Genomic DNA, 20,773 nt, shown 5'->3' with positions numbered 1-20,773 from the left:
TTCCTATCTGTTCATATATCCGTAGGTGCTTGCTATGAGCCTGTATGCTTAATTGTGCCTGTAACACAATAGGGTATTTCATAACATGGATTCTTACTTTACCCCACATACCCCGTGACCACGGTTTATGCATTTCTACATAAGCTACGTTTAGACCCTTACTTTCGCAAGTTCGTCAAACTTATCTCTAAATTATTCTCACCATAGATATTTTATAGACCTCCGGCATATAGGATACACCGCCCACCGCTGGACAGCTTTCGTGACATTTTCATGCCTTACGGTATCTCTCTGCCGACTTCACCTAGCTTCATACTGCGCATTTCAGCAGTTAGCACAGCATGTAGGAGTATTAAGGAGAGCGTTTCGGGACGTTACCCCCTCATTCCACTCTTTGGAATATCAGTTCTCTATACAAAAGTTTTGTATATGCCTTGTTTCCTGCTTATGCAGTTATCAAGAAACGTGTCGCACCCATGTCATACCCGGATCGGACCGCTTTCTTTTGTTCCTCAATGGTCATTTTCTGCAGGTCCGACATTTTACGCTTGATGTTTCGGATCGCCTGCGCCTGGTCGATAGACTGGATATGCAGGTTGACGGTCACGGCGTCGTTTAAGTCAAGAAGATCCGCTAAAAGCCGGTCGGTAAGCTCCGGCGCCAAAATCTGCAAAAAGGAGACAGCACCGGAATGATCGCCTACCCGGAATGTCTTTCCATCCTTTGAAAAAGACAGCCCGGATGGGGAAACGAAGTCTTTGGTAGAAAGACCGGTCTTAGGCAGATCCGACCACTGGAAATGAAACTTTTCCTGACCGTCCGGGTGAAGCTGGCTGTGAAGAAGCTCCAGACGTTCCAGTCCGTTTAAGGATCTTGCCTGGACTCCAAGGGTCTTGAAATTTGCCAGCACATCCGTTTCAATGCGTTCCAGACGCATTTTCGCAGTACGCAGGTCATCTGCCTCGATCCCAAAGGTAATGTATTTACGTTTGGTGAGACCGTTATTTCCTTTCTGCAACTGGTTCTTTAACATATCCCCGTATTCCCTGCGGATTCCGTCATACTCGTCGCCGCGGGGAGGGATGTCAATGCTTCTGGTAAAATCCTGCATATTGGCCCGCTGGTTGATAAAGGTAAGCTGCACATGGATCGAGGCGTCGAAGTAATTTAAGAAATCGCAGTAACCCTCGAAGATCTGTGCTTTATCATCTGCCTGTGCAAGCTGATAGTTAATATCAAAAAACTGCACCGTTTTGGTGTAAAGGGTATCAGTCAGCCGGCAGATCCCATCCCGGTACATTTCACGGTAGGGAATGCTCTGCTGGACCGTCTGCGGGGCATCTGCTTTCAGCCCGGCAAAAAAGCCGCCTTTTTTAGACGGCTTGGAACGGGCAGACTTAGTTTTGCCCTGCTTTGCATCGGCTCTGGTCTTTTTGGCCTGCCTGATGTTTTTTTGCAGACGCTTTTCCTGAGCTTCCTGCTGCTTGTTTTTTGGCAATCTTTGTAACCTCCTTCTTTGACATAGATTTATACAGGTTATCCGTCCTGTATGGACGGTCCTTCGGCCAGAGCTTATAACGGAGCCGGTTCTTCAAAATCTTTTCTGCCGGCTGCCCGTCACGCTCATACATGGCGAAGAAGAAAAAGGGCATCATCAGCCCGATCATCAAAAGTACAGCCGCCGAGTTCCCGATCGCCCCGCGGGTAAAGAAATACACCGGAAGGCCGACAAGCCCGGCAAGGCTGAAACAAATAAGCTGGCGCTTCGTCAGATTGAAGGCCAGCTTGGTCTTAACTTTGGTTAAATCCTTTGGTACAGGTACATAAGGCATCTATACACCTCCCATCGTAATATAGTTTCCGGTCCATTAGCGTGCACCAAAATCGCGTACCGCTTTCTCCGCAGCCGGACATTCCCGCACTTCCTGAGCCGCATTTTGCAGCCGTGCCAGGACAGAAACAGCCGGTCCTCTCTGACACAGGTATTCCTGGCTGTCTCGGATTCCGGCAATATTTTCCCGAATATCCATATCCACGTCGAACACATCCGAAACTGGCAAAAGCCAACGGTCTGCAAAGTATTTCAAAGGATTCTCAAGCGCCAGCACATCATCCAGCATTTCATCCCCGAACTCAAACTTTGTTGTCAGATAGGAATACGCCTCCTGCATGGCTGTAATTTCAGCAGCTTTTTCAATTAAGGATTCCTTATCCTTTGACATAAGGCTTTCCCGGTAGGCAAAGTAATTCTGTCCCAGTCGTTTCATCAGGAGCGTATATTTGTCCTGTGCGGAAGGCTCGCTTGTGAAATGTTCAAATTTTTGCTCTGCATCAATTTCTTTGAGAAGATCGCAGATCGGGAAACTGTGTTCATGGTTATTTTCTTCCCAGCACCATCGGGCTACATCCAACGGGTCCTGAAAAGAAAGAAGTGCCTCTACTTCCGCCGGAGTAAATACATGCTCAACCTTCAGATAATAGTGGAGTTCCGAAAGTCCCTGCAACTCGTAAATGCTGCCGATGTTCTGTGCATCCAGCATATCCGCATGAACCTTCAAACACTCGTCCAGCCGTTCCATAAGCAGCCGCTTTGCATCTTGTTCTATCAAAATCACCCCTTTCGCTCCGGCATAGTCAGCGTACAGTTCACTTCATTGCCCCATACATCCCAGCCGGGAGTCTTTTGTCTTGCAAACAGTTCCACTCTGGGCTGATCGCCCATGAGTTTTACGATCTTATCCCGCACCTCGTCCGGTTTCTTGCTGTGCTGCTCAATATGGGAGATCACAAACTGATGGATTCCCGCACACTGGCGTTTCGGACGGCCTCTGGTTGCCAGCAGGCAGACCTCCGCGTTTGAGCGGGTCCAAAAGCCCATGCCATAAAACCAGCTATCCGCTTTCCGGTTCTGTTTGAGCCATAGAAAAGCCAGCGTTTTATATTTGAACCCCCAGGCGTCGATCACCCGGAAGGCTTCATTGAGCTGTGGGAAGGTCGCCCACAGAAAGAGGGCGCTGTCTTTTGCGGCAAGTTCCGATACCGGCAGGGCACAGATTTCTTCAATGCTCATTGTGGGGTAATGGTTTTCCGCAACGCCGCTTCCATGTTTCCTGTCATAATGCCAGGGCGGATCGGCATAGATAATGCCGTACTGTTTCGTTTCCGGCATTAGCGAGCCTGCTCATTCTTAGATGGGGCAGGTTTAGTCGGCTGTTCTTTGACCTTACCGGCATTTTCCTTCAATGCACCGGTCAGGGAAGGCTTTTCCGCAGCTCCCTTTGTTGCTTCAAGAGTTGCCTGCAAATTTTCAATAGCCTGCCCGTACCCATCGATCAGGGCATCGTTGAGCTGCTTGCGGAACTCTGCCGTAACCGGCCAGCAGACATCTTTCCAGTTGCCTCCCTTATCCTGGGTTGCGGGCATATTGACATACAGCCCCTTTTCACTGGAACAGATACGGAAACCGTCAATCTTAAAGCATCCGCCAATCGTAACATTGGCAAACGCCAGCAGGTTTCCCATTGGGGCGATTGGACGCACGCGGACATCCAGCTTCATGCCGTTTGCCATTTCCGGCGTCTGTGTCTCCGGCGCCATTTTTTCTGTATTGGTTTTACTCATATATAAAATCCTCCTTTTTAGAATTGGTTTTGTTCATGCTATCTTGCATTAAATATGGATTTGGATAACGAACCTGTCTTAAACAGGGCAAAGGCCAGCAGCACCGTATAACCCGCCGTTCCCCAGATCGCGCCGTGCACATCGCCGGACGATGGGATAGACTGGACCAGCACTGCATAAATGGCAACACAGATCAGGATCAAAAAACCCTGAAAACCCAGGGCAAAAAGGGAACGCAGATACCCAGTTCCCATTTGTCCCCATTCCCGGTTTGCCATTGTGGAAAACGGGATCGGTGCAAGGCTCACGGTTAAATAAATCTCGATCATACGGCCATATACAATGACAAAGATCACGATGGACAGTACCCACATACACAGATTGATGATGTTGGTTTCCAGCCACAGCCCAATCAGTTCCCACATTCCCATTGCTTCAAGCTGGGTTTCCAGATCAGACAACGCCGCCTGCACATCCAGGTTCCCGTTTATGACACCGGCACTTTGCGACACCACATTTTGGGCCACATCAAAGACCGCCATCACAATCGTAAAACAGTTGGTGAGCAGGTAAGTGGCAACAAAAGTCTTGAAAATCCACTTGAAGATGTTGAATGTATCGAATTCGTGCATGTTGTTCTTTTCGAGAATCATCTGGATCAGTTCATACACAAGAACAAAGGTAAGGATCATGCCCGCAATGGGAATGACGACGGTTTCCGAAAGATTCTGGATCATGGAAAACACGCCGCCATTCCAGCCCTGCGGGGTCTGTCCTACCTGATTTGCCACATCCGCAACCTGGTTGTTGACGGAGTTGAAAATACTGGTGTACTGTCCGGTGATCGCATCGATCAGGCCCTCTTTAATCCAGTCTGTTATCCATTCAAACAGACTGCCCATAAGTCAGCCCTTAACCGAACAGGCCGGAAAGCAGCGGGATCAGCGTTGCACCAACCAGAGCGATACCTCCGCCTGCCATAAGCTGTTTTATACCCAATTAGGTGTAAAACTCTGCTCGATGGCGGGCGGCGGCGTACAAAAAATCTATATGGTGTTTTTAAGAGAACCGTCCCGGCGGGACAGGTCAGGCAGTGACCTGTTCCACCTCTGGGATGGGTTTGAGATTAAAATGAATTTCGATAGAAATGTGTCTTGTTTTATCTTCGTCAATGCGCTCATGCACGACGATTTCTTTGATTAAGCGGTTGAGGGTGGCTACGTCCAGCTCTGTGATATTGGCGTATTCCTGAATGGCTTCCACCCATTGTTTTGCGTCATTGGCAAGCTGGACTTCATCGGACAGCCGCTTTCTGCCCTCGGACACTTTTGCTTTAAGCTCCGCTTGCTCGGTCTGTGTCTTTTCCAGCATGGTGTTGAAATTCTGTTCACTGATACGCCCTGCAATCATATCCTCATAAAGCCGCATTACCATTTTGTCCAGAACCTCAATCCGTTCCTCGTCCCTTGTGAGGGAGCGTTCCATTGCTTCCCGCTGTTCCCGCTGCTCGGCTTCACAGGTATTGGTCAAGCGGTCGGCAACCGCTTCCCCGTCCATCAGGGCGGCTCTGGCACATTCCCGGATTTTCCGCAGCACATGGCTGTAAAGGGTGTCATAATCAATCCGGTGCTGGGTGCAGTGGTTCTTTCCAAAGGCATTGTAGGTTTTGCAGGAGTAAATCTGCTGGGGATGTTTTGCGTTTGTGTAGCGTATCGTCAGTGACTTCCCACACTCACCGCATTTTATCAGTCCGGCAAACAGGCTGATTTCATTGGTCTGCCCCGGACGCTGGCGGGATTTCAGCTTGTTCTGCACAATGTCAAAGCTCATGCGGTCAATCAGCGGTTCATGCTGTCCCTCCACCACAATCCAGTCCTCCGGCTTCTTTTCCCCAATCGTGCCGATTTTGAAACGGTAGTCCTTTTTCTGGGAAGCAATCGCCCCGGTGTAGACGGGATTCATCAAAAGGTCTTTGATAACGGAGAAGTCCCACATATACCGCCCGTTTTCCGGGTCTTTCTTTTCCCATTTGGTGCGGGTATTGCGAAGCCCCCGTTCCCGGTTCCACCATGTGGGGCAGGGGATTTTTTCTTCCTCCAGCCGTCTGCGGATATAGTTCGGACCATGACCGTTTAGGGCATATCCGAAAATCAGCCGCACAATCGGGGCGGTTTCCTCGTCAATGAGCAGATGGTTTTTGTCCTCCGGGTCTTTCCGATACCCGAACGGGGCAAGACACCCGGTAAACTGTCCTTTCTGCGCTTTCAGAAGATAAGAGGAATGGACTTTCTTGGAAATATCCTTGCTGTACATCTCGTTCAGGATATTCTTGAACGGGGCAATATCGTTGTTATCACGCAGGGTGTCGATACCGTCATTCATGGCGATATAGCGGACACCGTTTCTTGGGAAAAAGTCCTCAATCAAATGCCCGGTTTGCAGATAGTTACGCCCCAGTCGGCTGAGGTCTTTCGTGATGACAAGGTTGATTTGCCTGCGCTCAATGGCTCTCAACATTCTCTGTAAATCAGGACGCTCCATATTAAGACCTGTGAAGCCATCGTCCTGATAGACTGCCACAACCTCCCATCCCTGCTTTTCGCAGTATTTTTCCAGCATATCACGCTGGTTTGCGATACTGGCACTTTCGCCTTGCAGGTCATCGTCCTTTGACAGCCTGCAATAGACCGCTGCACGATACCCTCCGGCAAGTGCCGAACCGATTGTTCTGTATTCCATTTCGTTCATCATAGCCATTTACCCACACAATCCAGACGGTATCTGGCTCTTTTGAACCTCATCTTCATTATAGCTCATATCTTTCCTTTTAGCAAGATATTCTTTCGTATTTGTCTTACCGTATTTCTGGGAAATCAGGCTGACGAACACATCGGTTGCGTCCAGTTCCCCGTCAAATACCGTTGTAACATGAATCTCTGTTTTGTTTTTTGCCATAGGCAGTTATCCTCCATACATGAAAATAGCCAGACAGAGGGTGTCGGCAACGAAGTCCGGCAACGGGCTTCAAAAGACCTTGCAAACAATCTCAATCTGGCGATGGTTACTATTTATACTTTTCTTTTATTTTTCTGTTGTTTTGGTTGTTATAAGGGAGAAAAGCCCGCAGTTATGGGGTTTTCCCCGGCAACCGGCTCGGCAACGGGATAGCAACAGGGGATGCAACGGGCTGTCATTTTCAGAATGGAAGCTCCATCTGTTCTGTGACCTCCACAAAACCGTCCATCGTTTTTTCAGACGGGTTGCCGGAGTCCGTTGCCGGGTTTTCACGCTCCCAGCCCTTTTGTCTGCCATATTCGGAAAACATTCTTGGGTTTGGGAAGTACCGCCAGCCGGAAATGCACTGGTTCATAATCTCGTTGATTTCCCGGATTTCCCATTGCTTCGGCTCGTCAAAGACATGGTTCAAGGCTTCCTTGTAGAGCTGCTTGGAGCAGACCATGCTCCCGGTGTACTTATCAAGATACGCCTGTATCATCCCGGCTTTGGTGTCCTCCGGCATAAAATCCCTCTGGTGTTCTTTGAGATACCGCTGCATGGCGGGGCTGAAAGCCAGCTTGAACCTGCCGCTTCGGTAAATCTCCATCGCTTCCGCCCACATCTGCTCGATATAGGCTCTGGAAGCAGCTTCGTCCTCTAAAATGTGAACCTCGGCTTGCTCCGGGTACACCATGACGGGGATAAAGCGGCGGTTGCCGGAACGGTCAAGGGGCAGGAAGTCAAGGGCATTGGAAGTGCCGCCAAACACGCACTGACGGGGGCGGTCTGCCGGGTGGGTTTCATAGGGTATCTTGTAAACCTCTTTCTGCCGGCTTAAAAATGACTTGATTTCCTCAATGCTCTTGGCGTTTGCGGTTGCCATCATTTCCGACATTTCGATAATCCAGTGACCTTGCAGCTTGCGGTACACATTGTCATCGTCCAACTTCCGCAAATCATCGGAGAACCACTCGTCCCGGACTGCCAGCAGACGGAAGAAGGTGGACTTGCCAGCCCCCTGACCGCCTACCAGACAGAGCATGATTTCAAACTTGCATCCGGGCTGAAAGGCTCGTGAGATTGCACCCAGCAGGAATAGCTTCAACGCTTCATAGGTGTAATCGTCTGCGTCAGCCCCCAAAAAGTGCCGCAGGCAGAAGCGGATTCGCTCTGTCCCATCCCACACAAGGGTATTGAGATAATCCCGGATGGGATGGTACTTGTTTTCATTCGCCACAATCCCGATGGCGTTATCAATCTTTTTCTCATTGGTAAGCCCGTAGGTTTCTTCCAGATAGAGAAGCAGATACTTCATGTCCGTATCGTTTAAGGCGGTGCTTTCCCTGTGGAAACCGATGGGCTTTATGATGTCTTTGCGGTCGGTCAGGATGTTGTAGGCGATAGCCCCGGAAAGCAGCGGGTCACGCTGGAATACAGTCAGGCAGTTTCGTATGCTCTGACGGACACCGCCTTTCTCGGTAGTTTCCAGCCCCGCCTTGATTTCCTCAATGCTCTGGGGCGGCTGCATGGCGTTTATGGTGTTTTTTAGTTCTTGCTGCGTCTGCGGCTGCAAGCTCTGCCATTCGCTGTTCAAGCTGTATCACATCCTTTCCGTAGTCCGTAATCAAAGCCGCTTTTTCCTCGGTTTCCCCGAACAGCAGCACATCCAGCAGATATTCCACATGGGCTTGCTTCTGTAAGGCTTCCACAAACCGGGGATGAAAGGCTTCCTCCGGGGAGTGTGGGGCATAATCTTTTCTCCATTCCCGGAGTAGGTGGAGATAATCGGCAAGGATACGGAAGCAGCGGTTCTTTGCTTCCTGAAACTGTTCCTCCGGGGATTTCTGCCGGGGCTTGGGCTTTTTTGCCTTTCCCGGCGGTTTCCAGTCCTCATAGGAAAGCCCGAAGTCCTGTGCCAGTTGTACGGCGGCTTCTTTCTTTCCCAGCCCATACAGGGCGGCGGCAAAATCAATCACATCCCCATCTGCACCGCAGCCGAAGCAGTGATAACGCCGATCCAGCTTCATGCTTGGGGTTTTATCGTTATGGAACGGGCAGCAAGCCATCCCGTTCCGACCTATATGGATTCCATAATGCTCCGCAGCCTGTCTTGTTGTGACGGACTGCTTCACAGTTTCAAATACATTCAAATCTATCCCTCCTTGAAAAAAAGAAAAGCACCTGACATTCTCAATCTGAAAATGGCAAGTGCCTGTTAAAGTTCCATATCCTGTTGTTTGTGTTTTGTCTGCACCGGGGCAGTTCTTTGTGCTTTTTTCTCGTCAGCCTTATCCTGCAAGACTTCTTTGATAGGCTGTTTCTTGGGCGGCTCTTTGCTTTCTTCTGTGCCGGGGGTGGCTTTCCGTACCCAGTAGCGAATGTCCCGCAGCTTCTTCAAATCCTCCTGTACCTCGGTCAGCGGTGTTTTCAGGGCTGCAATTTCTTCCAGAAGCGTTTCCTGCTCCTCTTGCAGCTCCTTTTGGGTACTGTCCTTATCGTCCGGGTGCTTGGCAAGGTAGGCGGCGGCTTTCTCATACCGGGCAACCTCCGGGTGTTCCTGTTTGAATTTTTCCTTTGTTTTCTTAAAAAATATCTTCTGGTACTTCTCATAGACAGCCTTACATTCTTTGCAGTCTGTCCGGCTGGCAAGAATCCCGTCAATCACTTTGCTTCGGGCTTCCTTTGGCTTCATCTGATTGCGGTAATCTGCGGCTGATTTCCCGGAGGATTCCAGAAATGCTTCTAAGTCCTCCACAGTGGAAAGCCCCTTTTGCCGGAGATAGGACAGGGCTTCGCTGACTGCCTTTAAGTCCTGTGAAGTCCCCCGGTTCTGTCCAGCCCTCGTCCAGTCCTTCCGTTCTTCCTTTCGTATCTCCATGTACTTCATCAGCAGATTGGGAAGAAGTGTCGCTTCCTCCGCCGCCTTTTGTGCAAGCAGTTCTTTTCGTTTTTCTCCCAGCTCGGTAATCCAGCCTTTGAGGTTTTGGATAAGCTGTCGGATGGACTTCATCAGATTGTTGGCAGCTCTGATTTCCCGGTTCAGGTTGCCGATGTTCGTCTGGATACCCCGCTTTTCCATCTGCCGGACAGCAGCTCCCTCATGGACAGTAGGGATAATATCAAGCCCCTGTCTGGCATAAGAACGCAAGTCCACACGCTCTGGGCGGTCATTGGCTTCCAGATAGCGGTTCTGGATGACCTCCCATTCATGCCGCCAGATTTCGCAATACTTCTGGTCGTTCCAATCCACCGTATCCTCCTTGTGGCTTTTCCATCTGCCGGACGGAAGTTTTATCCGTTCCCCGTTTTCGTCAAGGTCATAAACCTTGCGGCTCTTGGGAAGCCATTTTCCATGTTCGTCCATTGCCCTCATAGTGAGCATGACATGGGCGTGGGGATTGTGTCCCGGCGGATGGGGGTCGTGGATGGCAAAGTCAACGATCATGCCTTTGGAAACAAACTGCTGTTCACAAAACTCCCGGACAAGGACAGCGTACTGGTCAGGCGGTATCTCTCTGGGGATGGTAAGCACCCACCGCCTTGCAAGCTGGGAGTTCCATTGCTTCTCCACCGCTTCGGCGGCGTTCCATAAGGTATTGCGGTCTGCATACTCCGGCGGAGCATTTGCCGGGAGCAGGATTTCATTGTGGACGATACCACGCTTTTCCGAGTAGTGCTTCACTTGCTGGTCGTATTCACAGAACAGCTTTTCGCCACTCTGGTAAGCAGCGGCGGCAACCGCAGACTGTCGCTGGCTGCGCTGCACAATCGTGATTTCGTTGTGTGGACAGGGCATTTCGTGTCCCTCCTTTCGGTAATTGGTGGATGGGGTGGCGTTTTACCACTTCATTTTGGGCAGAAAAAAAGCAGGAGATCTTTTTCAGATTTCCTGCTTAATGTGCCGCTGTGTGGGCGGCGAGTATTTAGTTGTAGTAATATATCAGCTTGAAAAATCAAAACTGAAAACGAGTATCTTCTTTGAATTTGTGTCGTCCGGGATTCCCTTCGCTTCGATAAATTTTGTGTCGTTTCATATCATAGATGACTGACCAGACAGTATCTTTACCAGTACTTCTGTCATACTGGCAGAGAAAACCATAATCCCCAGACAACAATTTTTCTGCAAATGGAAGATTGAAACCTCCATTTTTTCTGTTAAAAGCTGAATACAATGTTTGATACCGTTCTTCTGCAAACCAATTATCAATTTTATCGTTGTTATAGCCTATCATTTCTGGAAAATGGAAAGTGTTTGTTGCGCAGACAAAAGAAAGATTGTTATTCAATGTCTTTTCTACTTTTATCTGTTCCGCATTACATTCTATAACTGTTATCGTCCCCATTGCATCAGCTAAGGTTAAAGTTTGCGCTGAAGCAATCGGTAGTTGATATAAACAGGAGACAGCTTCCGATACATTTTTACATTTCTCCAGCAGGTATCTGACAATCATACCTGCGTTAAATCCCGGTTTGCATTGGTTAGGATAGACGGATGTTAGACCAACCGCTAAACCATGTTCATTAACGCCATCTTCAATCTCAACAAAAGCAGTTGTATTTCCTGTGAAAGAATAAACTCCATCTGTCAATTTATAAACTACATTCTGATTTAGTCTTTCGATTTCTGTCAGAAAATCACTGTTTCGTCCCAGAAGAATTTCATGCTCCGTTGTAAAAGCAAAACAAGAGCAATTACAAGATGGCGGCATAGAGTACATACTAAATAATACAGCTTGCAGAATACGGACATCACATTGTTGTCCATCTGCCAGACCTTGAATTTCTTCCATAATCTCATGGTAATACTTTTCATAAATCGGAAGGCAGGACAAAGCATAGTCAATCCGCTCCTGTGTGATTTCAAATGGTATGTTCTCCAAAATTATATTTTTGTGTTTTAACAGTAAGGAACCCCACCGAAAACCAGCTTCGTAGTGTGTTCCCCTAAAATGTGCATGATACATTTTTACACGCTCCTTATTGATTAGGTAAAGAGCTACCGGTAACTCTTATCTAAGGGTAACTGAATAAAAATTTTAAGTCAAGCCATATTTTACTTGTCGGCTGGGAACAGCTTGCAGCGCAAGGTGTCCCCAGAGGGCAGGTCCACAAAAGGGTAGCTGGCGGCAGCCAGCGCAGGGGAAGCGTAGCGTCTCCTGTTTGATTTGAAGCAGACCATGACTGCGGAAAATCACAGCCCTCCGGCGAGGAGCCTTCGGAGAACGCAATGCACCAACCTCTGGGTGGTGTATAATTGCGCCCTTAGTAAACTAAGGGGTTTCCGGCTTCTCCCGTTCCAGCAGTTTTTTCAATAGTTCCTGCGTGTCCTGCCTGTGAAAAATGAGTTTCAACAACATCATGACATCATCATCTGTCAGGCGTTCCGGCTCTTGCAGAAAACTTTCCAGCATACCGCCACGGGTACAGAGCCGGTGCGTCCGTTCCTTTCGGGTAAGCTGCTTTAACTGGTGCTGCAATGCCTTTTCATCATTGATGGCTTTCCGCAGTTTCTTTTCGCTTTTCTCCATCTCCCGGTTGAGCCTTTCCAGCTTTGAGGTATCAGGCAAGGGCAGCGTCCTCCTTTCCCGGTATCAGCACATAAATCCTGTTTGGTTCTCCAACGCCCTGACGCACCCGCATGATAAGTCCGGCGGTTTCCAGTTCATTCAAAGAACGCTTGACCGTCATGGGGCTGCGGGACAGGACTGCGGCAATGGCTGTGACAGGGAAGCAGACAAACAGGATTCCGTTCTCGTCCTCCTGCCCTTTGGAGAGCATAGCGTCCAGCATCCGGCAGTACATGACCTTTGCGGTGCTGCTGACTGGAAATCCTGTCAACGCCCTGGGAAAAGGCATACAGGGCGGCAAGGGTGTGTCTATCGTCATAAATTCAAAATTCATTCGGTGTGTTCCTCCTTTTTCTTTGCTCGTTTGGATAAATAACGGGGGCAGTCAATCACAACCGCCCGGAAGCTCTGCTTGCACCCATGCTGGCATTTCCGGCATAATTCGTTGTAAGTGACACGCCCCCGGTCATTGAGGTAAAAGGAAAGCTCCTGTTTCCTCTTTTTGCTCATTCTCGGCATATTGCGCTTCCTCCCGTTTTTGTGTATGGTTTCGGGGCGATTTTCGGAAAAATTACAGCCATAGAGCCGCCTAAAATCTCCCGAAGTATCAGCGATAGGGTAGACTATCCCCCTATCAGATTGTCGTGTTTCGGTATCATTTCGGTGTCAGTTCGCCAGTTCTCCCCGGTGTCGTTCCTCCCCTGAATCTCACAGCGGCGTATCGCTCCCTTTGGTACGCTCGTTTCGGTCAGGGTTCCTCCACATCCCTGCCAAAAGTCATGGCACTACATCGCCGGGGAAGCATATCCCACACAGGCTGGTCATTCGATTGGAATAATCCATCGATGAACTACCTGTATCATAGAACATTTTTGTGCCCTGTGCCGTATGTCCACAAAGTAGGAATTAGGAGTAAAAATCAGAAATTTCCACGATTGCGGAAAGTGTGATATAATCCAGTTAAGCGGCAGCAATGAAACCGCCGGAAAGGAGTGTGCGCCCATGAAAGGAGCAACAAGCATACAGGAACGCCTTTGGGAACTCCGCAAGGACAAAGGCTTAAATCTGGAAGAACTATCAAAGCTGACGGGTATTTCCAAATCTGCTCTCGGAAGTTATGAAAAAGAGGATTTTAAGGAAATCAATCATGGCAACCTTATCACGCTGGCAGACTTCTATGGGGTTTCCGTTGATTATCTACTGTGCCGGACAGAGAACAGGGAGCAGATCAACACGTCATTGACGGAGCTGCATTTGAATGATGAGATGGTTGCTCTCCTGAAAAGCGGTCGGATTAACAACCGTCTGCTCTGTGAGCTTGCCACACATAAAGATTTTATCAAGTTTCTTGCAGACATTGAGATTTATGTGGACGGGATTGCCACCATGCAGATTCAAAATCTCAATGCACTTGTCGATACCGTCCGGCATGAAATCATTGAACGGTATCGCCCCGGCGAAGATGACCCGCATTTGAAAGTGCTGCAAGCCGCCCATATCAGCGATGATGAATATTTCAGCCACATGGTTCTGGATGACCTCAATCTCATTATCCGGGATATTCGGGAAGCTCACAAAAAGGACAGTGAGAGTGCGCCCCAGACCACCGTTGCCGATGAACTGAAAGAAAATCTGGAAGCGGTCGAAAATTTCAAGGGCAGTCGGGATGAAAAGCTCGTTGTCCTTTACTGCAAGCAGCTCGGTATCAACTATAAAAATCTGTCAGATGAAGAATTTCGCTGGCTCATTCGGATTCTCAAAAAATCAAAGAAAATGGGAACGCCTATCAGCCAAAGGAAAAAACGGTAAAGAAAAACCGCTGTTGCATGGTTTGTTAGCTTCCATGTAGCAGCGGTTTTTACTGTGGTTATTCAGTTGAAAATCAGAACGATAAACTGGAAGTTATCGATTTCTTTGTGCGCTGTATCTAACGGACAGCACAATGCTTACTGATGCGGTAATGACCTTTGCAAATACGGCGCTCCACCAAATCGTGATTTGACCGCCAAACACCGGCGGCAGCATCAGCATCAACACCAGCATGATGATGGGTTCGATAAAGGTCAGAACATAGGACAGCACACTTTTTTCGGTTGCGTAGAAAGCCGCCGCGGAAACTCGTGTGATGGCGTCAAACGGAACCGACACAAGGAAGATCGGCATGACCTTTATGACCCCTGCGTTTACCTCGGCAGATGAACCGAACAGTAGTCCAATCTTTCCACGGAGCAGGTAAATCAGAATCGCACTGATTACCGCCAAAACCATGGAAAATTCATACGCCAGCGTTTTGGTTTGTTTGAGCGATTTTTCTTCGCCTGCTCCGTAGAACTGACTCATGAGCGGCTGGCTACCATCACCGACACCCTGCAAAAGAAGATAAACAATGCAGATGATATAGGAGATACAGGCATAGGTGGCGATAGCCTCCTGTCCGCCATAATAAACCGAAAATCGGTTGATGATCACAAGAGAGATATTTGGGGCAAGGGTCAAGCCAAATGGAGCAAGTCCGATTTTTAATATCTGAAATGCCGTTTTCGGGGTATCAACAGGTGCGATTTTCAGAGTGAGGTTCTTTTTGATGGCGCAATACACGAGTGCAACCGCCATGGTAACTCCCTGCCCAATAATGGTCGCCAATGCCGCACCGTACATGCCCCGTCCAAGAACCCACACAAAAGTATAGTCAAGAGCAACATTGGTAGCAAAGCCGCAGATCATAGCGATCATTGCCCACAAAGAACCGCCGTAATTACGCATAAACGGAACCAGTCCGGTGCCGAACACCTGTAAAATCGCTCCAAGGGCAATTACCTTGATATACTCATTTCCCAGAGTAAGCAACTCGCCCGATGCACCAAGGGCAGAAAGGATTTTCTCTGAAGTGAAGAAAACGGTGACAGTCAGGACAGCGCTGAAAAGAAGCATCAGCCATGTTGCACCGGCAACGAACTCCCGTGCTTTTTTCTCATTTCCTGCTGCTTTCAGAATGGAGTATTTGACTGAACCACCCATTCCGATTCCTGTCCCTACGGATTGCAGGACCGCCGTGATGGGATATGCAATGTTGATTGCGGAAAGTCCGGCATCCCCGATTGAGTTGCCTACAAAGAAACCGTCAACGATGGCATACACCCCGGAAAGCGCAAAGGATAACACGGACGGAATCACATACTGAAAGAAAGTCCGCTTGTTATTCACTGCCCAGACCTCCTCTCAGCTCTCTTTCAAAGAGAAGATTGAAAAGGTCAAGAATTTCACACATGGCTTGGAGCCGTTCGTTCCCGATTGTTCTATAAACCTTCTCCTCGGCTTTTCGTAAAGGCGCAATCATTCTGTGGGCGTATACCTGTCCGCTTTCAGTCAAGACGATCCGCTTCTCACGTTTATCGCCCTCGCTGGCCTCCAACAGTAAATAGCCCTTCTTTTGAAGTGCGCTCACGACCGTATGAACCGTCTGTTTTTGCATACCGAAATTCTCTGCGATCTGCTTTTGCGTCAGTTCTCCCATGGATTCCAGCGCATACAGCACCATCATTTCCGGGTATCCGACGCCAAGTACTGAAGCTGCTTTTGTATATAGCGCAGTGCTTTTCGCCCACGCAACGTTAAAATGATTGTTTTCCATAAGTCCTCCTCTTACAAATAGTATTTACAAATACTATTATAGTATATTGTAAGGACTATTGTCAAGGGCGTATGGAGCAAAAAATTCTTATTTGTCATAATCATTCTACCATACCGTTATGAATAAATCATCTCTTGCAAAATAATTTCTTCTGCCCGGTTGTGAATGTTATTGCAACGCCGCACCCATTCCATTTGTTGGGTTCGTTTCAATTCCTCGGTCACGCCCTCGGCATCTTTCATCTGCTCCATGATGGTGTCTAACCGTTCCTGTGCCTGTTCGTTCAGGTCTGCAAGGTATGTCCATAACTCCCCTGTCAAGGTCAAGGTGTTCAATTTGGCTGGGTGGACTTCTCTTAAATACTCCCGGTGCATCCGTCCGTACTTTCCGATAGGGCGATGTTCCTCCGGCAGCTTCAAATCTGGGATATAGTAATCTCCGACAAGGATATAATCAATTCCGTTTTCCGTTATTCTTGGTTTCAATTCGCTCATGCTCCTTACCTCCTGTGGAAGCAGGCTCGTCTGATACTAACTCAATCACATCGGTAATCTCACAATTCAGCGTTTCGCAGATACGGGCTAATGTATCCATGCTGATGTGCTTTCCCTCTTTGCTCATGTTGGCAATCATATTCGTTGTCATACCAGCAGCAAGCCTTAAATCTTCTTTTCTCATATCACGCTCTAACAGTGTATGCCAGAGTGGTTTATAGCTGATGTGCATATTGCTTTCCCGCCTTCCTATCCATACCACCGGGGCGGCTGCCCCGGCAGGAACTTTTCTCTTATTATAGCACCAATCTTGTGAAATCACAATTTATTCTTGTGGACTGCCGCTGATACCGTCTGGATTGTGCTTTTCCTTTCTTTTTGTTCCCTTTAATTAGCCATGAACTGCTTGATCCCCTGGGATTTTGCACCTGGGTTATCATTTCCGTAACCTTCGAGAAGGTTTACAACACCCCATGCGCCCAGACCTGCGCCCAGGGCGATCACAAGGATCTTCAAAGTATCAATCGCGCTTGCAAAAAATGCCATAATGTTCCTCCTTTAATTTCAGAAATTTTAATTTGTGATATGGCCGTATCAGGCCGGAAACAAAAAAAGCCGCCGCACTGTTTTTAGAAAAAATCTGTTTCAAACAGCACGGCGGCATGGGGCAGGAAAAATCCTGCGGTTATTTACTTTTCAGGGAGAATCACGAATCCTCAAAAAATCCTCCTTTCATCGTGACAAAAACAAAGCCTGCCAGGGCGTCATGCTTTGACAGGCAGGAACAACTTTATAAAGTCTGGGAAGCCAGATCTTTGGCTGTGACTTCATAATTGCGGTATCGTTCACCGGGACGCATCGGCATCCGGGTAGAAAGAAACTTTTCGATATTAAAAGCGTTCTTCTCATTAAAATCGGAAAGCAGTTTGTAATTTGGGTGTTTGGTTATATCGTATTTCCGGGAGAGGAACGGCCGCACACCCCTGATCTGCAACAGACATTTACCCCCGTCCATGACTGCCAGTTCATCCACCGACATCAGATCTTTGCCACATTGTCAAGTGATGAATTCAAGAAAACGGCAGCCGCAAAGAAAAATCTTTGTGGCTGCCGTTTGATGGTGTATAAATAAAGTTGACAGCCTATTCTCAAGGATTTCATAGTATAATCAAGAGAATAAGGAGGTGCCCAACTATGGCACGAAGTCAACGTAAGTACGATCATGAATACAAAGTGCAGGCAGTTAAGCTTGCAAAAGAAATCGGTGGTGCGAAAGCCGCTAAAGAATTAGGAATTCCTGAAGGGACTATCCATACCTGGCTTAAAGCCGTAAGAACCGGACAACTGGATATTGGAGAAGGTGCCCATACTCCAGAATCTGCCATGAGCCTTGCGGAGGAATTAACCATGCTTCGAAAACGCGTGAAAGATCAGGATAAAGAAATTCGTCGTCTGAAAGAAGAAAACGAGTTTCTGGAAGAAGCCAGCGCTTTTTTCGCAGCGAGCCGTCGGAAGTCTCTAAGACCGAAAGAATGAAATTCATTGCGATTAAGACTGACGATGGCACCATCAAGGGAAAACTGGCTTTTTACTGTCGTATGTTACATGTGAGCCGCCAGGGATTTTATAAATATCTGTCCGTAAAAGACCGTCCGTGGAAATACCAGACGCTTGCAGATACCATGCTTGAAATCCATGCTGAGGATGTCTGCAACGACACCTATGGACGTGTACGTATGTTCCAGGCATTAACTCTTAAACGACCTGATGGCATTCCTATCCCCAGTGAGCGTACCGTTTATAGAGTCATGGAAAAAATCGGTCTCAGTCATCGTCCTAAGCGTAATCCGAAAGGAATTACGAAAGCAGACCGTGAGGCTCGTAAATCGGATGATCTTCTTAAGAGAAATTTCACATCAGAAAAGCCTCTTGAAAAATGCGTGACAGATATCACCGAAATCAAAGCAAAAGATGGAAAACTCTATGTTTCGGCAATCTTCGATTGTTTTGATTCAGCAGTACTGGGGCTGGCAATGGAAACCACGATGAAGGCAACGCTTTGCCAGCATACGGTAGAAAACGCTTTTATCGCATATCCTGAAATTCAAGGAGCAGTGCTTCACTCCGATCGAGGTAGCCAATATACCAGTGAGCTTTACCGCAGCACCCTGAGAAAATATGAAATCATCCAAAGTATGAACAGTGCCGGTGGTCGATGCCATGACAATGCCCGTTGTGAAAGCATGTGGGCGCGTCTAAAGACAGAATTATTGTATGACCGATACAACAGTGAAAACCTGACTGTGTCCGAACTGAAGTCTCTAATCTGGAGATACTTTATCAGTTATTGGAACAATCGGAGGATTTGCACCACCAATGGTGGTCTTCCTCCCATGCTCAAGCGACAGAGATACTATGATTCTCTGCGTATAGCAGCATAGTCCATGATGTCCTTGAGAAAAATGTGTCAACCAATCTTGACAACATCAGTTCTAATTGGCGGCTTGAAGCAAAAAAATCCCCGGTTGTACCAGGGAAATAAAAACTTTAGTATAGCCTAAAAGAGAAAGCTAGCGCCTTGAGGCGCGGCCAAGTAGAGTGGGCTTAAAGCCTGCGTCCCGAGCCACCCGTTTTACGGGTGGCAGCGACTCCTTGTCTGTTTATCTTATACTTGTCAATTTATATTATCCAATAATGTGAATTATAATATGACAGTACGGATGCATATTATAGAAACATAACTTTGAAAGAATCAAGCATAACCTGTGGAGTGACTCTTCAACGGATAAACTATTTTCACTTCATACAGTTCCGACATATGGAATAAGGAACACCAATCGCCCTCAATACAACTTTCTTTCTATTAGTTAAAAATGCACATAATCAAAAAAGAAAATCGACTTATTTTAGACAAATTCATTGACAAGTTCTGCTTTAGGTGATAAAATAAAAGTGAAAAGTCGAAATTTATATTGTTGGGAGGTAAGACCGATGATTTGTTTTAAGGTTAAGTTGCCTAACTTAATAATGGAGCATTTTTACCGACGCTGCCAGCTTTGGAGGCTTAGAATTAAAATTGTTTCTATTTGCGCATAAGTTAGGCATGATTATTTGTCTACTTATGCGCTTTTTTATTTGAATTTTCAGTATTAGCAGAAAGGAAGTGTTATACATAGATAACATATGGCTTATCCTTTTGCTTCTATTAAGTTTTTTTATGATTTTTAAGCCGGAACTTTTATGGAAAATTGAACACTTCTTTTCTGTAAAAGGCGGTGAACCTACAGATTTATATCTTGGTTTGATGCGGGTTGCTGGAGTATTCTTTTTTATTGCATCCATCATTTGCATTATTGTTTTGGTTTTAAATGAAAAAGCTAACACGTAAGATTGTTGCACTTACTCTTTCCTTGGTTATGTGCATAAGTTTTTCTAACACTACTTTTGCTTATGCCGACAACGAGAATATCAGTTCTTCTGCTGAAGCAAGCAAAGTGAATTGGTGGAAGATTGGCTGGATTATCCTTTCAGATTATGTGGAAAAGCTTATCGATCTCGATGGACAGAGTGAAAAGGATAGTAGTTGGGCCTATCTTGTTTCACCTAGCATAGAATATAACACGGGTGATATGGGGCCTGAGGTTTATTTTCGTCCAGAAGTAGATAACAGCGTTGGTTCTATCCGTATGCATGGACATAGGATTATCTTTGTCGATATTTTTACACAGATTGCACTCATCTTGTCAGATGCCTCTGGTGATACGGTAAGTCAAGCAACTACTGGTACAAATCAGTATATGTTTTATACAAAGAAAGCAGGAGACAGTTCTGGTACATGGAAAGCACAGTTTGTTTCAACTGAGACATACAAATGGCAGTTGTATTATGCCCATTATTACAATGCCAATGCTCGTTCAAGTGTTCCTATGACGGAAGATGGATTTTACTTTGGGGATAATAACAGAGTTTATCAATTCTCTGTTGCAGAATCTTACAGACTTAATTCTCTTCCTCCAGAGGTTGTTGATATGACACAACTTAATGCTCAATTTATTAATCCTGCTGATGGAAAAACTGTAGATTATCTCAAAGACTTTAATGCTGGAGATCAAGTTCATTTCTCTGATATAATTATTGACATTAGTTATGATGCGACTGAGGATGCGACTACATTTTATTTTACCGAGGATACTTATGAGGAAAACATAGGATGGAAATTTGCAGGAAATCTTCTTGACCAATATTCCGCTGGTGATGTTCTGAATCTAACTTTTGATGTGTTGAATGTCGGAAACTATCAGGGCATTACTTTTGAAAGCCTCGACTACTTTGAAGCAGCTTACGCGCATAATAACGGTGCCGCTTATCCCAATATTCAAGATTACCAATAATTTGATTTTGACATAAGGACTTATAGAAGAGGGCGTGTTGCGGATAATTTTCTGCAACGCGCCCTTTTTAGT

General features: G+C 47.0%; 24 protein-coding genes and 2 pseudogenes. 4 read left to right on the top strand and 22 right to left on the bottom strand.

Annotation, left to right across the window (positions count from 1 at the left end; genetic code table 11):
• Nucleotides 1–475 precede the first annotated feature (475 nt).
• The 16 genes and pseudogenes from OGM16_11430 to OGM16_11355 all read right to left on the bottom strand — a co-directional run bounded on the left by OGM16_11430 (nucleotide 476) and on the right by OGM16_11355 (nucleotide 12,704).
• A pseudogene (locus tag OGM16_11430) lies at nucleotides 476–1,300 on the bottom strand (conjugal transfer protein TraE).
• 97 nt (nucleotides 1,301–1,397) lie between these two features.
• A complete protein-coding gene (locus OGM16_11425) occupies nucleotides 1,398–1,832 on the bottom strand; it encodes a PrgI family protein (GenBank protein ID UYJ45434.1) in 435 nt (144 codons plus the stop codon).
• Nucleotides 1,833–1,868: 36 nt separating this feature from the next.
• A complete protein-coding gene (locus OGM16_11420; GenBank protein UYJ45433.1) occupies nucleotides 1,869–2,615 on the bottom strand; it encodes a hypothetical protein in 747 nt (248 codons plus the stop codon).
• Complete coding sequence (locus OGM16_11415) at nucleotides 2,612–3,169, bottom strand: MT-A70 family methyltransferase (GenBank protein UYJ45432.1); 558 nt, start codon at nucleotides 3,167–3,169, stop codon at nucleotides 2,612–2,614. Before OGM16_11415 ends, OGM16_11420 begins: the two co-directional genes overlap by 4 nt.
• On the bottom strand, nucleotides 3,169–3,621 hold the full coding sequence (locus OGM16_11410; GenBank protein ID UYJ45431.1) for a SpoVG family protein: 453 nt from the start codon (nucleotides 3,619–3,621) through the stop codon (nucleotides 3,169–3,171). Before OGM16_11410 ends, OGM16_11415 begins: the two co-directional genes overlap by 1 nt.
• Before the next feature lie 38 nt (nucleotides 3,622–3,659).
• Entirely contained in the window at nucleotides 3,660–4,523 is an 864-nt protein-coding gene (locus OGM16_11405) for a CD0415/CD1112 family protein (protein ID UYJ45430.1), read from the bottom strand.
• A 10-nt stretch (nucleotides 4,524–4,533) separates the two neighbouring features.
• Nucleotides 4,534–4,617, bottom strand: a pseudogene (locus OGM16_11400) (Maff2 family protein).
• A gap of 90 nt (nucleotides 4,618–4,707) precedes the next feature.
• Nucleotides 4,708–6,378: a recombinase family protein gene (locus OGM16_11395; GenBank protein ID UYJ45429.1), complete on the bottom strand. Its 1,671-nt coding sequence runs from the start codon at nucleotides 6,376–6,378 to the stop codon at nucleotides 4,708–4,710.
• Entirely contained in the window at nucleotides 6,379–6,576 is a 198-nt protein-coding gene (locus tag OGM16_11390; GenBank protein ID UYJ45428.1) for a hypothetical protein, read from the bottom strand. It lies immediately after the preceding gene.
• Between the two features lie 241 nt (nucleotides 6,577–6,817).
• A complete protein-coding gene (locus OGM16_11385) occupies nucleotides 6,818–8,146 on the bottom strand; it encodes a virulence-associated E family protein (GenBank protein UYJ45427.1) in 1,329 nt (442 codons plus the stop codon).
• The gene (locus OGM16_11380; GenBank protein UYJ45426.1) at nucleotides 8,124–8,768 is read right to left on the bottom strand and encodes a CHC2 zinc finger domain-containing protein; all 645 of its coding nucleotides are present in this window, start codon (nucleotides 8,766–8,768) and stop codon (nucleotides 8,124–8,126) included. Before OGM16_11380 ends, OGM16_11385 begins: the two co-directional genes overlap by 23 nt.
• A gap of 65 nt (nucleotides 8,769–8,833) precedes the next feature.
• Nucleotides 8,834–10,414 (bottom strand): MobA/MobL family protein, encoded by a 1,581-nt coding sequence (locus OGM16_11375; GenBank protein UYJ45425.1) that lies wholly within the window; start codon nucleotides 10,412–10,414, stop codon nucleotides 8,834–8,836.
• A gap of 157 nt (nucleotides 10,415–10,571) precedes the next feature.
• Nucleotides 10,572–11,582 carry a C45 family autoproteolytic acyltransferase/hydrolase gene (locus OGM16_11370; GenBank protein ID UYJ45424.1) on the bottom strand — a complete coding sequence of 337 codons (1,011 nt, stop codon included), beginning with the start codon at nucleotides 11,580–11,582 and terminating at the stop codon, nucleotides 10,572–10,574.
• A 306-nt stretch (nucleotides 11,583–11,888) separates the two neighbouring features.
• The gene (locus OGM16_11365) at nucleotides 11,889–12,185 is read right to left on the bottom strand and encodes a DUF3847 domain-containing protein (GenBank protein UYJ45423.1); all 297 of its coding nucleotides are present in this window, start codon (nucleotides 12,183–12,185) and stop codon (nucleotides 11,889–11,891) included.
• A complete protein-coding gene (locus OGM16_11360) occupies nucleotides 12,178–12,519 on the bottom strand; it encodes a DeoR family transcriptional regulator (GenBank protein ID UYJ45422.1) in 342 nt (113 codons plus the stop codon). The genes OGM16_11365 and OGM16_11360 overlap by 8 nt, the downstream gene beginning before the upstream one ends.
• Complete coding sequence (locus OGM16_11355; protein UYJ45421.1) at nucleotides 12,516–12,704, bottom strand: hypothetical protein; 189 nt, start codon at nucleotides 12,702–12,704, stop codon at nucleotides 12,516–12,518. The genes OGM16_11360 and OGM16_11355 overlap by 4 nt, the downstream gene beginning before the upstream one ends.
• Nucleotides 12,705–13,187: 483 nt before the next feature.
• On the opposite strand from OGM16_11355, the gene OGM16_11350 reads away from it, so the two are divergent.
• Nucleotides 13,188–13,994, top strand: coding sequence for a helix-turn-helix transcriptional regulator (locus OGM16_11350; protein ID UYJ45420.1), 807 nt, complete (start codon nucleotides 13,188–13,190; stop codon nucleotides 13,992–13,994).
• Nucleotides 13,995–14,087: 93 nt separating this feature from the next.
• On the opposite strand, the gene OGM16_11345 is transcribed toward OGM16_11350, so the two are convergent.
• From OGM16_11345 to OGM16_11320, 6 genes are all read right to left on the bottom strand, one after another.
• On the bottom strand, nucleotides 14,088–15,389 hold the full coding sequence (locus OGM16_11345; protein ID UYJ45419.1) for an MATE family efflux transporter: 1,302 nt from the start codon (nucleotides 15,387–15,389) through the stop codon (nucleotides 14,088–14,090).
• A complete protein-coding gene (locus tag OGM16_11340; GenBank protein UYJ45418.1) occupies nucleotides 15,382–15,816 on the bottom strand; it encodes a MarR family transcriptional regulator in 435 nt (144 codons plus the stop codon). Before OGM16_11340 ends, OGM16_11345 begins: the two co-directional genes overlap by 8 nt.
• 116 nt (nucleotides 15,817–15,932) lie before the next feature.
• Nucleotides 15,933–16,310, bottom strand: coding sequence for a TnpV protein (locus tag OGM16_11335; GenBank protein UYJ45417.1), 378 nt, complete (start codon nucleotides 16,308–16,310; stop codon nucleotides 15,933–15,935).
• Nucleotides 16,270–16,542 (bottom strand): helix-turn-helix domain-containing protein, encoded by a 273-nt coding sequence (locus OGM16_11330; protein ID UYJ45416.1) that lies wholly within the window; start codon nucleotides 16,540–16,542, stop codon nucleotides 16,270–16,272. Before OGM16_11330 ends, OGM16_11335 begins: the two co-directional genes overlap by 41 nt.
• A gap of 155 nt (nucleotides 16,543–16,697) precedes the next feature.
• The gene (locus OGM16_11325) at nucleotides 16,698–16,856 is read right to left on the bottom strand and encodes a Maff2 family protein (GenBank protein UYJ45415.1); all 159 of its coding nucleotides are present in this window, start codon (nucleotides 16,854–16,856) and stop codon (nucleotides 16,698–16,700) included.
• Between the two features lie 244 nt (nucleotides 16,857–17,100).
• Complete coding sequence (locus tag OGM16_11320; protein UYJ45414.1) at nucleotides 17,101–17,349, bottom strand: type IV secretion system protein VirD4; 249 nt, start codon at nucleotides 17,347–17,349, stop codon at nucleotides 17,101–17,103.
• 155 nt (nucleotides 17,350–17,504) lie between these two features.
• Between OGM16_11320 and OGM16_11315 the strand changes: the two genes are divergently transcribed.
• The 3 genes from OGM16_11315 to OGM16_11305 all read left to right on the top strand — a co-directional run bounded on the left by OGM16_11315 (nucleotide 17,505) and on the right by OGM16_11305 (nucleotide 20,701).
• Nucleotides 17,505–17,846 carry a transposase gene (locus tag OGM16_11315; protein UYJ45413.1) on the top strand — a complete coding sequence of 114 codons (342 nt, stop codon included), beginning with the start codon at nucleotides 17,505–17,507 and terminating at the stop codon, nucleotides 17,844–17,846.
• A complete protein-coding gene (locus OGM16_11310; protein UYJ45412.1) occupies nucleotides 17,843–18,751 on the top strand; it encodes an IS3 family transposase in 909 nt (302 codons plus the stop codon). The genes OGM16_11315 and OGM16_11310 overlap by 4 nt, the downstream gene beginning before the upstream one ends.
• A gap of 927 nt (nucleotides 18,752–19,678) precedes the next feature.
• Nucleotides 19,679–20,701, top strand: coding sequence for a hypothetical protein (locus OGM16_11305; protein UYJ45411.1), 1,023 nt, complete (start codon nucleotides 19,679–19,681; stop codon nucleotides 20,699–20,701).
• Nucleotides 20,702–20,773: the final 72 nt, after the last annotated feature.

The organism is Lachnospiraceae bacterium (assembly GCA_025758065.1).
Taxonomy (GTDB): Bacteria; Bacillota; Clostridia; order Lachnospirales; family Lachnospiraceae; genus Enterocloster.
The sequence above is the reverse complement of the archived record's forward strand: the minus strand, read 5'-3'. Positions and strand labels throughout refer to the sequence as shown.

Bases quoted from the DNA above. Each gene is read 5' to 3' on its own strand.
- OGM16_11315 (UYJ45413.1), top strand. From the start codon at position 17,505: ATGGCACGAAGTCAACGTAAGTACGATCATGAATACAAAGTGCAGGCA.
- OGM16_11305 (UYJ45411.1), top strand. From the start codon at position 19,679: ATGAAAAAGCTAACACGTAAGATTGTTGCACTTACTCTTTCCTTGGTT.
- OGM16_11385 (UYJ45427.1), bottom strand. From the start codon at position 8,146: ATGCAGCCGCCCCAGAGCATTGAGGAAATCAAGGCGGGGCTGGAAACT.
- OGM16_11410 (UYJ45431.1), bottom strand. From the start codon at position 3,621: ATGAGTAAAACCAATACAGAAAAAATGGCGCCGGAGACACAGACGCCG.
- OGM16_11395 (UYJ45429.1), bottom strand. From the start codon at position 6,378: ATGGCTATGATGAACGAAATGGAATACAGAACAATCGGTTCGGCACTT.
- OGM16_11375 (UYJ45425.1), bottom strand. From the start codon at position 10,414: ATGCCCTGTCCACACAACGAAATCACGATTGTGCAGCGCAGCCAGCGA.
- OGM16_11370 (UYJ45424.1), bottom strand. From the start codon at position 11,582: ATGTATCATGCACATTTTAGGGGAACACACTACGAAGCTGGTTTTCGG.
- OGM16_11325 (UYJ45415.1), bottom strand. From the start codon at position 16,856: ATGGCATTTTTTGCAAGCGCGATTGATACTTTGAAGATCCTTGTGATC.
- OGM16_11320 (UYJ45414.1), bottom strand. From the start codon at position 17,349: ATGTCGGTGGATGAACTGGCAGTCATGGACGGGGGTAAATGTCTGTTG.
- OGM16_11405 (UYJ45430.1), bottom strand. From the start codon at position 4,523: ATGGGCAGTCTGTTTGAATGGATAACAGACTGGATTAAAGAGGGCCTG.
- OGM16_11425 (UYJ45434.1), bottom strand. From the start codon at position 1,832: ATGCCTTATGTACCTGTACCAAAGGATTTAACCAAAGTTAAGACCAAG.
- OGM16_11390 (UYJ45428.1), bottom strand. From the start codon at position 6,576: ATGGCAAAAAACAAAACAGAGATTCATGTTACAACGGTATTTGACGGG.
- OGM16_11310 (UYJ45412.1), top strand. From the start codon at position 17,843: ATGAAATTCATTGCGATTAAGACTGACGATGGCACCATCAAGGGAAAA.
- OGM16_11415 (UYJ45432.1), bottom strand. From the start codon at position 3,169: ATGCCGGAAACGAAACAGTACGGCATTATCTATGCCGATCCGCCCTGG.
- OGM16_11330 (UYJ45416.1), bottom strand. From the start codon at position 16,542: ATGCACATCAGCTATAAACCACTCTGGCATACACTGTTAGAGCGTGAT.
- OGM16_11350 (UYJ45420.1), top strand. From the start codon at position 13,188: ATGAAAGGAGCAACAAGCATACAGGAACGCCTTTGGGAACTCCGCAAG.
- OGM16_11355 (UYJ45421.1), bottom strand. From the start codon at position 12,704: ATGCCGAGAATGAGCAAAAAGAGGAAACAGGAGCTTTCCTTTTACCTC.
- OGM16_11360 (UYJ45422.1), bottom strand. From the start codon at position 12,519: ATGAATTTTGAATTTATGACGATAGACACACCCTTGCCGCCCTGTATG.
- OGM16_11340 (UYJ45418.1), bottom strand. From the start codon at position 15,816: ATGGAAAACAATCATTTTAACGTTGCGTGGGCGAAAAGCACTGCGCTA.
- OGM16_11335 (UYJ45417.1), bottom strand. From the start codon at position 16,310: ATGAGCGAATTGAAACCAAGAATAACGGAAAACGGAATTGATTATATC.